At 49.8% G+C, this 15,843-nt stretch carries 4 protein-coding genes; 1 reads left to right on the top strand and 3 read right to left on the bottom strand.

Annotated features, from left to right (window positions below; genetic code table 11):
• Positions 1 to 31 precede the first annotated feature (31 nt).
• Complete coding sequence (locus tag ACO6V5_RS23040; protein WP_422442448.1) at positions 32 to 283, bottom strand: hypothetical protein; 252 nt, start codon at positions 281 to 283, stop codon at positions 32 to 34.
• A gap of 30 nt (positions 284 to 313) precedes the next feature.
• On the opposite strand from ACO6V5_RS23040, the gene ACO6V5_RS23035 reads away from it, so the two are divergent.
• Positions 314 to 610, top strand: coding sequence for a hypothetical protein (locus ACO6V5_RS23035; protein WP_422442446.1), 297 nt, complete (start codon positions 314 to 316; stop codon positions 608 to 610).
• On the opposite strand, the gene ACO6V5_RS23030 is transcribed toward ACO6V5_RS23035, so the two are convergent.
• Positions 563 to 8,143: an AAA family ATPase gene (locus ACO6V5_RS23030; protein WP_422412885.1), complete on the bottom strand. Its 7,581-nt coding sequence runs from the start codon at positions 8,141 to 8,143 to the stop codon at positions 563 to 565. The two genes, ACO6V5_RS23035 and ACO6V5_RS23030, sit on opposite strands and share 48 nt — an antisense overlap.
• A gap of 156 nt (positions 8,144 to 8,299) precedes the next feature.
• Positions 8,300 to 15,781: an AAA family ATPase gene (locus tag ACO6V5_RS23025; protein ID WP_422442445.1), complete on the bottom strand. Its 7,482-nt coding sequence runs from the start codon at positions 15,779 to 15,781 to the stop codon at positions 8,300 to 8,302.
• Positions 15,782 to 15,843 lie beyond the last annotated feature (62 nt).

The raw sequence follows: 15,843 nt of genomic DNA, 5'->3' as shown, positions 1-15,843 counted from the left end.
AACTGATTAATCGTTTGACCTTAGGATGAGATTAAAGTTCCATTTTAACTGTTACCCGTCTGCAGGGTTGTCCAGCCTGATGTTCGCGAAGGAAGTCGTCATTCCCGCGAAGGAGGGTGTCGCAAAACTCTGATTCCCATGCTCTGAGGTCGTCATTCCCGCGAAGGCGGGTGTCGCAAAACTCTGATTCCCATGCTCTGAGGTCGTCATTCCCGCGAAGGCGGGAATCCAGCGCCAACGGTGGATCTCTGTCTTCTTGGGGATGACAAAGCCAGGGGGGCACCGGGCAGTATGGTTCTGGTGGTGAGTCACTGTGGATTCCCGCCTTCGCGGGAATGACGAGAATGAAGTCGGGAATGACGAGAATGAAGCCGGGAATGACGAGAATGAAGCCGGGAATGACGAGAATGAAGCCGGGAATGACGAGAATGAAGCCGGGAATGACGAGAATGAAGCCGGGAATGACGAGAATGAAGCCGGGAATGACGAGAATGAAGCCGGGAATGACGAGAATGAAGCCGGGAGTGTCGGGAGTGAAGCACTCAACATGACCAAACGGTTATCAGGTATCCAAAGCATCACAAAGCGAACTCAAATTCAGGCTGTTTAAAAACTCTTCGACAATTTTTGTCAGTTCATTGGTTTTGAGAATCAGGGCGTTACTGACGTTATGTGTTTGCCGCAAGTGGTCATCCCTAATAGCTTCCTGCGACCAGTCAGAGCTCTTGATTAAAGACATCATGGCATACAGTTCTTCTGGTGAGGATGGAGCATGAGCACCACAGTGGCCATCATCGTCTTCCGCCAGGATGAAAGCATCGGCCCAACAATAGGTTAAGCCCCCCCCTTTCGAATGTGTCATTTCATACAAGTAATAAATGAAGGCCTGTTGAATTGCTTTCCGGCATTGGTTTTTTAAGTCAAACACCAGGACTTTGTCCCTGGATGGTACCTCAAGGGACTTCAGGGTGGATTGGTACTTGCTGATGATATCAAGCCTTTCTTTCTGACTATCCGTTGCTTTCAGAGCATTAAAGCATCGTCGATCCATTGCTTCATATTGATTGATTTTTTCCAATATCTGCCTCAAGTACGGGTTGTTCTCAAGTTTCCGTTGAAGTAGGGCTTCGGCCTTTTCATTAATCACTTTGCTGTTCAGTGAGATGTTCCCCAGGATAATCACCGGACGGTAGTTGCCTTTGCCCGAGTTTAACTGCACAAAGGCAGGGTTGTGCAACAGCAGTCGTTCTATATTCGGAACGCCCTCGGGTTTGTCCGTCCAGGCAATCTCGACGGATGGACTGGCCATTATATTTTTAAGGAATGGCGAATGCCCGTTATGAGGATCAGTGATGAAGAAGGCATTCTCTTTTCCCTCCTGGAAGGTTTCATAAGCCGATTGCCATTGCTGGTTATTTTTTTCCCCGGACATCACTTCCTCATACCACTTTTTCAAGCAATGTGCGGCTTTAATGTTCAGTTCATCGACAGCTTCCAGACGCATCAATAATTTATGATGTTCAACGGTCGTCATAACATATTTGCCATAGGTCGGCACTGGATCCAGCCAACCCGATTCCAGGGCTTCACGGGCAAAGTGAATAACTGAAGGACGGGTCAAATCACTGTTTGCCAATACGTCCACTATTGAGCACAACCACTGGTCAGGGCTTGTTCCGGCCTGGTCGATCATTTTTGAATGGAGTGACTTGAGTAGTTCAGTGACCTGATCTTCATCACTGTTGGACAATATTGGTTTGAGTGCCTCCGACATTGGTTTATAGGGGGGGTTTCCACCTCCAATCACTTTACCGACCAATGCCTTATCGTCCTCGCTCAATACTTCTGTCTCCAGCGACTGCAAGATTGAGACGCCCATGGCAAAACCGGTTAACTCTTTTTCCTCCCAGAGGTTCTTTACTATTTCGAAAGTACTCAGATTTTTTTTTGGCAAGGCATGGTCTGTCTCAAGGGTTTTGTTCAGTTCCTCGAGGCTTATACCATAGGCTTTGGCCAGAGTTTGTAGTTGTGCTAAATCAGCGTCTTTCAGGACATTCTTAAGGAGGTCCCTGCTCTTCTTCAACTCAGTGCCAGAACCTCTGAGCCGACGGGTGAGCTGGAATGCAGATGTGTGTTTTGTTGTATCGGCAGGCGCCCCGCCCAAGTCCACTGACTCCCAGGTTTGGCCTTGATCCGGGGAATACTCCGCAAAGGTGTGGAGAAGATTAGATATTGTTCGACATGGAATGCCAAAATAACGACAAAAAGCCATAAAAACAGGCGCACGATGACGACAGCGCCCTTGTCGCTGTGTGACGAGAAAGTGAAAGAAATTTTTATTGTGCTCTGCTGGTATGGCAACACCGGTGAACCCTCGGCAATAGTCCCTGATTGCTTCAATGCGTTGCGTCGTGTCTATAGCACTTTTTATTCTCTGCAATGGCTCCTGCACTTCGTGTGGTTGTTCTTTAATGTTCGTGAGCACTTCCTCCAGTACTGTTTTCATACCTTTTGAACAGCGAGCGTCAGAACGTTTTGACTGTGCTGGTTGGGCTTCTTCAGCAGGTTTTTTTTTGCTCGCTTTTCTGGACTCTACGACATAGGCAAATTTAATACTCTGATTGGCTCTGCAATCTGGAACAGACACTGTATGAAGACCGGTATAGCGATCCCTGAGCAGAACAAAGGACAACCTGGATTCCATGCGCAGGGCTACGATATAGTCGTTGACCGTGAGGCTGGGTAAAGCATACAGACCATTGTTTGGTGTCACCACCAAGGTCGCCAGTGTTTGATCGCTAGCTAATGTTACTTCCTGGTCATCCTGTGGCAATCGGGCAGGTATGAGAACTTCGACCCCCTGTACGTGTTGATAATTAATAATGGTCCGTTCGATATTGCCTTCGGGAGAGATATAAATATCCCTTGCCAACCAGCGGTAATTCCAGGAAGGAAAGTTCTGGTTATCAAAAACTCTATAATCGTGAAAGTGTCGCTTCTCATGGTTTTCATAATCTGTTTCCCAGTCCAATGCCCTGGCCGACTCTGGCTTATGGTTCTTTCTCTGAGCCAATGCCGGTGCCTGTTTCTCGTGGACTTGTGGCAGGGATTGCCCGGAAGCCTTATCACCAGCAACCACTGAGGTTTTGTTAATATAATCGCCAACAAAATGGTTCAGCAGATCCCTGATCTGATGCCAGAACTCAGGCCAACACCGAACGTCCTCGGCTTTCCACCCCCTTATCCGCAAATCAGCCTCCTGAAGATAAGGCTGGTTAATTGATATTTTCAGCGTGTGTATCTCTTCTTCGGTCGGGGAAAATACGCTACTGGCTTCCACACCCATCTGGCCAAACACACGATCAAACCAGCATTGTTGCCAGTGTCGGTAAAGCGCCCGGGTGAGAATATCGTCCGACTTATTGGGGTTCAGGGAAAGACCGGATGCCTGCCACCTTGCCTTAGCCACCATCCTGATTATTTCCGTTTTGGCTTCCTCTTCAATCAGATCAGTGTCGATATGAATTTCATGTTTTTTTTCATCAACACTGTTGCGATCACTGCTTCTTATCAACCATGGACGACTAATACCAGGTACCACCTGGTTGAACCATTGGCAAAGCCCGGAATGAATTGCTCCTTTGCTCATGGCAAGAGCCGTTGACTCGGGCAGTTCCTTCAGCGATAGGTTGGCGGCTATCAGATAAAGCCGGTAGTGCTGAGTAAGACATTGATGAACGGCTTTTTCGGTAAAATTGCCCCCTCTGTTGATAGCCCTGGCAACATTCTGTAAATCGAGGCTGGTGGGCTGCAATGGCAGGTTTTTCCGTTGCAGGTAAGCCCTTAAACGACAATGTTTTTCAGTCAACCGTCTAGCCACGGTTTTTCCCTGCTCGTTCTCTGGCAAGACTTTCCCGGCAATGGTCTGCAATTCGGTCGAGCTGTACTGCCGGATCGGCACATGTCGAAAACGTCCTTTCAGTGCCGGTGATAAGGGTTTTCGCCCGCTGTACTCAGGCGGGTTAATGGTGGCAAACAGGTGGAAGCCCGGATGGGCGTCTCCGGCCAGAATATCGTTTAACTCCCCTTCCAGGTGCTGGCTGTCCATCAGATTCATTTCTGAAATGATTACGATGCCGCCATCGACTTTTGCTTTCTGGATCGCTTCACACAGTTGCTCCCAGGAACAATCACAGGCATTCAGGGGAAAGACCTCTGGCATGGTTTCTCCCCGTTCTTGAGCTTGCTGTTTAACACTTTTGATCAGCAGGTTCAGCGTGGCATCCTTACCGCGCCCAGCCGGGCCTTCAATCAGCGTCGCCTGTCGTCCGCCGTGTTTTATGTTGAGATGATAAGCCTGCTGAGCGCGGCTTAAATCCTGTCCAAGCCGCTGCGCCAGCTCAATGACCGCCGATCCGGAATTATCAAACTCAGGTCGGATTTCTTTGGTTAATGTTCTGAAGTCCTGCAGAATGTCTGGCAGTGTGTGGTTATGAACTTTGTCGCGCAGGGTGTTGTTCGGGTGGTAGCGCGCAGCAAACCAGATTTCCAGTGCCGAAAGGGCATCCTGTTGAGTCTCGCTGATTTCGGGACCCAACAGATCCCGGAAACTTTGCTGGATCAAACTGTTCACTTGCTCACAGCTAACACCGTCGCCTCTGGATAACGCACGATCCAGATACCAGCCCACCCAGCTGCAGATATCGGTTAAATCCCTGGGGGTAAACTCATGCCCGGGCAACAGCTCCTGATAATATTGCCACAGTGCCATCACACTCTTGCTGGCCCTGTGTGCAATGTCGTTTATTTGCTGCTCCGGCAAATGCCGTTGTAAATGCCTGACCAGAGCGGGTTCCACCACCCTGTCCCGAAGGAATGCCTGATCCAGGCGTGGGTAGTAAGCTCTGGGCAGTTTCTCTTTCAGGGCCGGGTCCATTTGGCGCCCGGAGTAATGATCGGGATTGCCGGTGAGAATCACCCGGTGTTTTTCGCTGACCTTGACAGGATGGCCATTCACATAGATGCAGGGTTGCGGTTCCCATAAGCCGTTCAATGATGCCAGTAATCCGGCTTTGGCCAGATTGGCTTCATCGAGAACCAAGGTTATGTATTCTCCGTCTTTGTTGGATTCGGTACTGGCCCATTCCATCAGCGCCCGGTTTTGCAGGGCCATAGAGCGGTCGCCATCGGTGTGCTCCAGCCACTGCCAGCGATTCATCAGGGTTTGTTCGCTGTCACAAGGCCCAAGGCAAATGACCGAAGTCGGTCCTGAAGTTTTCGCCACTCTGGCGGAAAAGTAGCTTTTCCCTGTGCCGGTTTCCCCTTGCAGGAAGATAACGGGAGAGTCTGTAAGCCGGTCGTGGAGTCGGGATAATCGACGACTTTCACGATCCTTCTGACTTATCTCGCCGTGATAAAGATCCCGGGCCAGTGCTGACAAAGGCATATCAGCGGAACCCTGCCATTTCAGTGATTCAGACAGTCGGTGTTTTATATGTTCAATGGGTTCTGCCTCAGAATTCGCTGTTCTGGCCCTGTGAAAACATTCGCTGGCCAGCGCGTGAATAGCATCGGATCGGGTCTGCCCCGGTGACAGAGGTAAATGCCAGCCAGAAGCCAGTGCGTCTTGCAAACGTCTGATCTGTCCTGTTGGCCTGATAGCTAACGATTGATAGAGCTCTGCTGCCGCCAGATCGACTTTCAACTGATACGCTAAAGCATCTCGTTGTTCTTCAGGGCCATGGATCACGACTATGGCACAGAGTCTGTCCATAACGGCTTTTTTCCCCCGCTTTGGAAACGGACTTTCATAGGACAGTTGTAATTCGATACCTTTAAAGACTGCCGGGTCAAAGGCCCGGGCCAGTGGCCACAGGTTCCGCTTCACGAACTTTCTATCCAGTCGCGGGGCACTATTGATGATGGCAGCTAACTGATTCGGGTCTACCGTGGCGGTATGATCCTCATCCGTTGTCTTATCCGGTAACAAGTGCCAACAGGCCACTTTCATAAAATCACGCACGGACGGATTCTGCCGGGTGCCATGGGTGATGACGCTATTGATGGCTTTGCGCCAGTGGCGGGGTAAAAGCTGTGAGGAATGGTCAACCTGCTGTGCTCGTCGGGCAGCCAGTATCAGGTTATTCAATAACTCTGCGGTTATTTCCGGCAGGGGTTTACACAGGTAGCCAGGTAAGGTATCGAAGGCTTTGTAAAGTGAGTGAAGTGATTGTTCTGGCAGCTCAGTACGGGCGATATCATACTTGCGGGCATTGATATCCCAGAGATCGACCTCAGGACAGGGCTTACCTGTGGCGACCGTCGAATGAAATATCGAAGATGAGCTTTCCGTCGACTCAGGCCAGAGTAATTTGATATGAGCTTGTGGATAGGCCTGCAACTGGCCATTCACCAACAGAGGTTGCCCAATAATCAGGGGTTCCAGAAGCTGCTGCAGCGTTGGATTACTCTCCAGCCCCCGGAATACGACCGGCTTGCCAGCGGTTAATGCCTCCTGCAACGCAGTCTTGCGATGTCCGAAATGAGCCTTTTGTTCCGAGGTGATATGGATATTATCAAATAGCTGGCTGAAGCGGGTCTGTTCACTGACCTGAATGACCAGAGGTGAATCCAGCTGCTTATTGATCCAATGACTGGCCTGGGCAGATTGCTGATAAGTGAGGGTACTGAAGGCGATCTGATCTTTGTTTTTTTCCTGTGGGCAGGACAGAGAGACTTCATCGTTTTCTGTCAATCCCAGGACTTTCGGCTGATGTTTTGAATCAGTCACCTGAAGTCGGGGCTCCAGGCCGGTGGTCTCGCGAATCGCCTGCAGTGAACCCAGCAAGCGAAACCAGAGCGCCTCAGTGAGGGGAGACGTTACGGTAACTGATCCCCCCGCCCGAACCTGTTCCAACAGACAGGTGTTAGGGACTGCATAGCCTTCCGGGCTAATGGCAATGGGACTCAGCCATTGGGCAATATTACTCTGGTTGATGATGATGGGGTTGCGTGATGCTTGTTCTTTGTCAAGTGAAGGGTACAGACTTTGGAACAGTGAACGAAGCTCGTTATTCCCTACCGGCATCTGATAAAACTGAACATTGTCGGGTAATGGACAGGTCTTGTCATTGCTCTCAAAACGCTTCTGCGCCAGCATTTGTCGAATCGTCTGTTCAAAGGCCAGATCTTCCCAGTTGGCTCCTTTCAGAATCACCCGCTGTCCGGCCCTTAATGATTCAAGCTTGCCGGGGATGTGCTGGATTCGCCCCTGTTTATCTACCCCGGGACCACCCAGCAGCAACTGTCGCCAGTGACTGTGCAGGTGGCAGTCAATTAAAACGGTGTTGTCGTCTTCCGTAGTACTTTTGGCACGGGTGAATTCAGGCACTACTGGAGGAACCTCGTCGATGCTCATTGATGAGTTATTGCCGGTCTGAGTGTCAAACTGCCAGGTATTGTCCGGTCGATTAATTCGTCGCCAGAAATCAGCGCCAGGCGCGTCGTCACGCCTGCCAACCGATGTCAGCTGTGCAGGGCCTGCCACGACCAGCAGAGAAACATGTTCACCCAGAGGGCGTTTCTCCCGGTTGACTTTGTCGAACAGACAGGGGTTATCCGGGTCCAGCAGATCGTTAAATTTGGGCAGTTCATTGCCGGTGAGTTTTCGGATATCAATGACCAGGGTCAGTGGCTTTGAACTTTCAAAGAGCTTACCTGAACGCAGACTGTGGTGACCCTCTTTGGAAATGCTCAACCGGGTCACCAGATTAGCCTGTGAGAGGTCATCGGGGTGGGAAATAAGGGTGATATCCCGATTTTTATCGCTGGTCTGGGCAACTAAAAGCTGTCGAATCTCATCATCACTGGCGACAAAACGAAAATCAAAGGCATAAGGGGTCTTTGGGAGCGAGGAATCTGTTGCGGAAACGATTCTTGCTTTGTCTGGAAAGGTTGTCGAAGGTAATGATTTATTGAGTTTGGAGGCGATACCAGGGTAGACCTTTACAACCTTTAACGGTAAATCCTGCTCTGCTTTCCTGGCTGGCTCGACACTCTTTTCGTCGCTCTTTTCGCCGCTCTCAGACACGGCAATACCAAGAAAAGAGTTGTTGTCAATTTTCTCACCAATACGACCATCCATAGCCAATCTCCCAACTGCCATCTGAAGAACTGAATTGAAGTTGTTTGGTAGTTTGACCTTTAGACAATACGAAAGTTCACTTTTGACAGTCAGCTGTGATCATTGAAGGAAATCACCGATCTCGAAAAACTCATCATGACCAGATTACTATCAGGTTCACAACGCGTAAGAAAGTGAAACCAAATCCACGCTTTTCAAAAACTCTTCGGCAATCTTTGTCAGCTCACCGGCACTGAGCACCAGTGCGTTACCGGCGTTCAGTGCCTGCCGTAGGTAGTCTTCCTTTGGGTCCACAGACAATTCAGAGTCCTTAATTTCAGACATCATGGCATACAGTTCTTCTGGTGAAGATGGGTCATGAGCACCATAGGAGTGAAGCTCGCCGCAACATTGGATGGAAGCATCGCTCCAACAATAGGTTAAGCAGCCGCCTTTTGTGTGTGTCAATTTATACAGATAATGACAGAAGGCCAGCTGAATCGCCTGCGTGCATTTGTTTTCTAAATCCTCCACATCTATCTGCTGTTCAGGTTTCAAAATGTCACCATATTTAGCTTGAAACAGGAGTTCGGCCTTTATGTCAATCCATGTGTACTCCCAATCAGGTGCTCCCAGGATAATCAACCGACGGTGGTTGCCACTGCCCGAGATTAACCTCGGAAAAGCAGGCTGCTGCGCCAGCATTCGTTCTATATTGGGAATGCCCTCAGGCTCGTCTGTCCACGCGTTCTGTAATAATTGATTGGTAATTTCATACTCAAGGGATGATGAAAAACCGTCATAACAATGACTGACGAACGAGGTATCACCTTCTCTCTGTTGGAATCTTTCATAGGCCTCCTGCCATAACTGACTATTTTTTTCCCTGAACAACTGCGTATACCACTTTTTCAGGCAATGAGTGGCTTCAACCCTGAGCTCATCAACGCTTTCCAGACGCACCAATAGCGTATGATGTTCATCGGCTTCTTCTATATATTCCTCATCGTTCAGTACTGGATCCACCCAACCCGATTTCAGGACTTCAAGGGCAAAGCGAATAACCGATGGCTTGGTCAGGTCACTGTCTTCCAGTATTTCTACCATTGAACAACACCAATGGTGAGCGCTCAGGTCATCCTGATTAATTATTTTTGAATGGAGTAACTTGAGTTGTTCAATGACCTGCCCTTCATCACCGTCGGACAATATTTTTACCACTGCCTCCATTATCGGTTCAAGTTGCTTCTTGTAATCGCCCGATGCTTCTTTCCCCTGCGACACGATGATTGAGACGGCCAGGGAAAAACTGATTAAATCTCCTTTCTCCCAAAGGTTCCCGATTATGTTGGAAATAATTAGCTTGGCTTCTGGCAATGCACTGTCTGTCTCAAGGGCATTTTTCAGTTCCTCAAGGCTCATACCACAGGCTTCAGCCAGAGTTTGCTGTTGTGACCAATCAGCACCTTTCATGAGATCTTTCAGGAAAGCCTTATGCTTCTTTAACTCAGTGCTGGAATGACTGGCATTTATGGTGGGCTGAAAATAAGATTGGATGTCTGTTGACGAGACAGGCGCCCCGCCCAGATCCACTGACACCCAGGTTTGGCCTTCATCCACAGAATATTCAGCAAAGCTGTGGATTTTGCTATTCACTATCCGGGATGGAATCCCGAAATAACGACAGAAAGCAACAAAAACAGGCGTACGATGAGCGCAGCTCCCCTGACGTCGTGTTACCAGAAATTTAAAGAAATTGTTATGGCTCTTTGGTTTGGCTTTACCGGAAAACTGTCGGCAATAGTCCGTGATTGCCTCAATTCGTTGCTCTGTGCCTTTGGCGTCTTTTATTTTCTGCAAAGGCACCTGTATTTCGGTCGGTTGTTTTTCAATGGTCTTGAACAGCTTGTCCAGTACGGTTTTCATACCTTTTGAACACTGGGCGTCAAGCTGTGTTAATCGTTGTGGCCGGGCTTCTTCAGGAGGTGTTTTTCTGTTCGGTTTTCTGTGTTCTACGACATAAGTATATGTAAAAACCTGATTGTCTTTGGCCTTCGGAATAAAGACTGTGTGAAGCCCGGTATATCGATCCCTGACCAGTATAAATGGCAAAGCGGGTGTTATACGCAGGGCAACGATATAGTCATTAAACGTCAGGCTGGGCAATCGATTTAGACGACCATCCAACAATGTCATTGAACAGTTTGCCAGCGTTTGATTGCTGGCTAAGGTCACTTGCTGTTCATGCTCTGGTAACGGGTCCGGTATGAGGGTTTCAACCCCCCCAATGCATTCAGTCTCCAGATTGCTCAGTTCGACGTCACCCCAGGCAGTCACATTAATATCCCGCGTCTCACAGCGATACATAGAGGAAGGATGGTGATCCGTCTTAAAAATTTTAAAATCATTAACTTGTTGCAGCTCCAGATTTTCATAGTTCGTTCCCCGGTCCAATACCTCGGAATAAAACTGGTTGATAGGAAGATTACTACTCACCGGGCCTTTATTGTTCGTTTTCTGGCCCAATGCCTGACGATCAGTCCGATTGCTGGAAGGCGTTTTGCTGACCGGGCCTATATGGCTTTTTCTCCATTTCAATGCCTTAGCCAGCTTCGAGCGGATTTTCGGACGGTATTTTTCAGGAGCGTTATCATTACCAACCGCTAAAGCTTCGTTACTATGATCGTTAACCTGATGGCTCAGTAGATTACTTATCTGATGCCAGAACGCAGGCCACAATTGAACTGCATCGGAGTTCCATGCTTCTATCCGCCGATCCGCCTCTTGAAGATAAGGCTGGGAAGCCGTTAATTTCAGGGTTTGTTGCTGTTCTTCCGTCAGTGGAAATACGCTATTAGCGTCCATGCTCATCTCGCAAAACTTATGCGCAAACCAGCGTTGCTGCCAGTGCCGATACAGTGCCTGGATGAGCAAATCGTCCGACTCATCCGGCTTCAGGGAAAGACCGGATGCCTGCCATCTGGCCTGAGCCATCCTTTTGATGATTTCCGCTTTGACGTCCGCTTTATTCGGACGAGCCTTAACACGAATTTCATGGTTTTTTTCATCAATACTGTCGAGGTCACCGGCTCTTATCAACCAGGGACGATCAATGTTCGGTACCGTTTTGTTGAACCATTTACAAAGTCGGGAATCAAGTGCTCCTTTAGCCATGGCAAGAGTCGATGATTCGGGCAGTTCCTCCAGGGACAGGTTGGCGGCCATCAGGTAAAGCCGGTAGTGCTGATTGAAGCATTGATGAAGGGCTTTTTCGCTAAAATCGCCTCCTGTTTTGACAGCCATGGCGACATCCTGTAAATCGCGACTGGTGGGCTGTAACGGCAGGTCTTTCCGTTGCAGGCAGGCTCTTAAACGACAATGTTTTTCAGTCAGCTGTTTGGCGACGGATTTCCCTTTTGGGGAGTCTGGCAACACTTTCCCGGCAATGGTCTGCAATTCTGCCGAGTTATACTGGCGGATCGGCAAATGTCGAAAACGTCCTTTCAGCGCCGGTGATAAGGGTTTTCGCCCGCTGTACTCAGGCGGGTTAATGGTGGCAAACAGGTGGAAGCCCGGATGAGCGTCTCCGGCCAGAATATCATTTAACTCACCTTCCAGATGCTGGCTGTCGATCAGGTTCATTTCCGAAATCACTACGATGCCGCCCTTTACTTTTGCTTTCTGGATCACTTCACACAGTTGCTCCCAGGAACAATCACAGGCATTCAGGGGAAAGACCTCTGGCATGGTTTTTCCCCGTTGCTTAGCCTGCTTTCTGACACTTTCAATCAACAGGTTCAGCGTGGCATCTTTACCCCGTCCGGCCGGGCCTTCAATCAGCGTTGCCTGACGACCGCCGTGTTTTATATCGCGATGATAAGCCTGCTGACAGCGGCTTAAATCCTGTCCCAGCCGTTGCACCAGCTCAATGACTGCCGATCCGGAGGTATCAAACTCAGGTCGGAATTCTTTGGTGAATGCTTCGAAGTCCCGCTGTATATCTGGCAGGGTGTGGTTATGAACTTTGTCGCGCAGGGTGTTGTCCGGGTGGTAGTGGGCAGCAAACCAGATTTCCAGTGCCGCAAGTGCATCCTGTTGAGTCTCGCTGATTTCGGGACCCAACACATCCCGAAAACTTTGCTGGATCAAACTGTTGATTTGCTCAGGAGTAACACTGCCAACTGCTGGCTGAGCACAATCAAGATACCAACCCACCCAACTGCAAATGTCTGTTAAATCCCTGGGGGTAAACTCATGCTCGGGCAACAGCTCCTGATAATATTGCCAGAGTGCCATCACACTCTTGCTGGCACTGTGTGCAATGTCGTTTATTTGATGCCGTTGTAACTGATTGAGCAAAGCGGGTTCCACTACTCTGTCTCGAAGGAAAGCCTGATCCAGACGTGGGTAGTAAGCCCTGGGCAGTTTCTCTTTCAGGGCCGGGGCCATTTGGCGCCCGGCGTAATGATCGGGGTTGCCAGTGAGAATCACCCGGTGTTTTTCGCTGACCCTGACAGGATGACCATTCACATAGATGCAGGGTTGCGGTTCCCATAAGCCGTTCAGTGATGCCAGCAATCCGGCTTCGGCCAGGTTAGCCTCATCCAGAACCAGGGTTACGTATTCTCCGTCTTTGTCGGATTTGGTATTGGCCCATTCCATCAGCGCCCGGTTTTGTTCCGCCATAGAGCGGTCGCCATCGGCGTGGTAATGCCACTGCCAGCGTTTCATCAGGGTCTGTTCGCTGTCGGAAGGTCCAAGGGAAATGACTGAAGCTTGTCCCGAAGCCCTGGCCATCTTCGCTGAAAAATAACTTTTCCCGGTGCCGGTTTCTCCCTGCAGGAAGATAACGGGAGAGTCCATAAGCCGGTCGTGGAGCCGGGATAAACGACGGCTTTCACGATCTTCCTGACTCATCTCGCCATGATAAAGATCCCTGGCCAGTGCAGACAGGGGCTCATCAGCGGAACCCTGCCATTTCAGTGATTCAGACAGCTGATTTTTTATACGTTCAATGCCTTCTGTCTCAGAACCCGCTGTTCTGGCCCTATGAAAACAATCGCTGGCCAGGCCGTGGATGGCATCGGATCGGGTTTGCCCTGAGTGCAAAGGTAACTGCCAGCCACAAGCCAGTGCATCTTGTAAGCGTTTAATCTGTCTGGCTGGCTCGATAGCTAAGGATTGCCAAGGCTTTGTTGCCGCCGGATCGACTGCCAGCTGATAGGCTATAGCATCCCGTTGTTTTTCAGGCGCATGGGCCAGGATCATGGCACAGAGCCTGTCCATAACGTCTTTTTCACCTTGCTCTGGAAATGGACTTTTATAGGACAGTTGTAATTCGATACCTTTAAAGACTGCCGGGTCAAAGGCTCGGGCCAGTGGCCACAGGTTCTGTTCCACAAACACTCTATTCAATGGCAGGGCACTGTTGATGATGGCGTTTAACCGATCCGGGTCTACCGAGGCGGCTTGATCCTGGTCCGGCGTCTTATCCGGTAACAGGTGCCAACAGGCTACTTTCATAAAATCCCGCACTGAAGGATGCTGTCGGGTGCCATGGGTGATGACGCTATTGATGGCCTTGCGCCAGTGGCGGGGCAGGAGCTGCAGGGAGTGGTCAACCTGCTGTGCCCGGCGGGCAGCCATTATCAGGTTATTCAGCAAACCTGCGGTCATTTCAGGCAGAGGGCTGCAAAGATGGGCAGGTACAGTTTTAAAGGCTTTGTAAAGCTGTTTAAGCGCATGCTCTGGCAGCTCAGTACGGGCGATATCATACTTGCGGGCATTGATATCCCAGAGATCGACCTCAGGACAGGGCTTACCTGTGGCGACCGTCGAATGAAATATCGAAGATGAGCTTTCCGTCGACTCAGGCCAGAGTAATTTGATATGAGCTTGTGGATAGGCCTGCAACTGGCCATTCACCAACAGAGGTTGCCCAACAATCAGGGGTTCCAGAAGCTGCTGAAGCGTTGGATTACTCTCCAACCCCCTGAATACGACCGGCTTGCCAGCGGTTAATGCCTCCTGCAACGCAGTCTTGCGATGTCCAAAATGAGCCTTTTGTTCCGAGGTGATATGGATATTATCAAATAGCTGGCTGAAGCGGGTCTGTTCATTGACCTGAATGACCAGAGGTGAATCCGGCTGCTTATTGATCCAATAACTGGCCTGGGCAGATTGCTGATAAGTGAGGGTGCTGAACGCGATCTGATCTTTGTTTTTTTCCTGTGGGCAGGACAGAGAGACCTCATCGTTTTCTGTCAACCCCAGGACTTTCGGCTGATGTTTTGAATCAGCCACCTGAAGTCGGGGCTCCAGGCCGGTGGTCTTACGAATCGCCTGCAGTGAACCCAGCAAGCGAAACCAGAGTGCCTCAGTGAGGGGAGACGTTACGGTGACTGATCCCCCTGCCCGAATCTGTTCCAACAGACAGGTGTTAGGGGTTGCATAGCCTTCCGGGGTAATGGCAATGGGACTCAGCCATTGGGCAATATTACTCTGGTTGATGATGATAGGGTTGCGTGATGCTTGTTCTTTGTCAAGTGAAGGGTACAGACTTTGGAACAGTGAACGAAGCTCGTTATTCCCTACCGGCATCTGATAAAACTGAACATTGTCGGGTAATGGACAGGTCTTGTCATTGCTCTCAAAACGCTTCTGCGCCAACATCTGTCGAATCGTCTGTTCAAAGGCCAGATCTTCCCAGTTGGCTCCTTTCAGAATCACCCGCTGTCCGGCCCTTAATGATTCAAGCTTGCCGGGGATGTGCTGGATTCGCCCCTGTTTGTCGACTCCGGGGCCACCCAGCAGTAACTGTCGCCAGTGACTGTGCAAGTGGCAGTCAATTAAAACGGTATTGTCATCATTCATAGCACTTTCGGCACCCGTGAATTCAGGCACTACTGGAGGAACCTCGTCGATGCTCATTGATGAGTCATTGCCGGTCTGTGCGTCAAACTGCCAAGTATTGCCCGGTCGATTAATTCGTCGCCAGAAATCAGCCCCCGGTGCATCGGCTGCGGGCACATCTTCATGCTGGCCAGCCGATGCCAGCTGTTTAGGGTCTGCCACGACTAATAGGGAAACATGCTCTCCCAGAGGGCGTTTCTTCTGGCTGACTTTGTCGTACAGGCAGGGGTTATCCGGGTCCAGCAGATCGTTAAATTTGGGCAGTTCATCACTGGTGAGTTTTCGGATATCCATCACCAGGGTCAGTGGCTTTGAACTTTCAAAGAGCTTGCCTGAACGCAGAGTGTGGCGACCTTCTTCGGAAATGCTTAACCGGGTCACCAGATTAGCCTGTGAGAGGTCATCGGGATGGGAAATAAGCGTGACATCCCGAGTATCACCGCCGGTCTGGGCAACTAAAAGCTGACGAACTTCATCATCACTGGCGACAAAACGGAAATCGAAGGCATGAGAGACCTTTTGGTGTGATGAATCTATTGGGGATACGCTTCTCGCTCTGTCGGGCAACGTCCTCGAAGGAAAGGATTTATTGAGTCCGGGAGTTACAACAGAACAGGTTTTTGTTTTCTTTGACGATGAATCCAGCTCTGCTTTCCTGATTGGCACGCTGCTCTTTTCACCGCTCTCAGACAGGGCAAAACCAGGAACAGGGTTGTTGTCTATTTTCTCACCAATACGACCATCCATAGTCAATCTCCCAACTGCTATCTGAAGAGCTGAATTCAAGTTGTTTAATTATTAGACCTTTA

The organism is Endozoicomonas sp. ALD068 (assembly GCF_049310145.1).
Classification (GTDB): domain Bacteria; phylum Pseudomonadota; class Gammaproteobacteria; order Pseudomonadales; family Endozoicomonadaceae; genus Endozoicomonas_A.
Note: the sequence above shows the minus strand (reverse complement) of the source record. Positions and strands in the feature narration are given on the sequence as shown.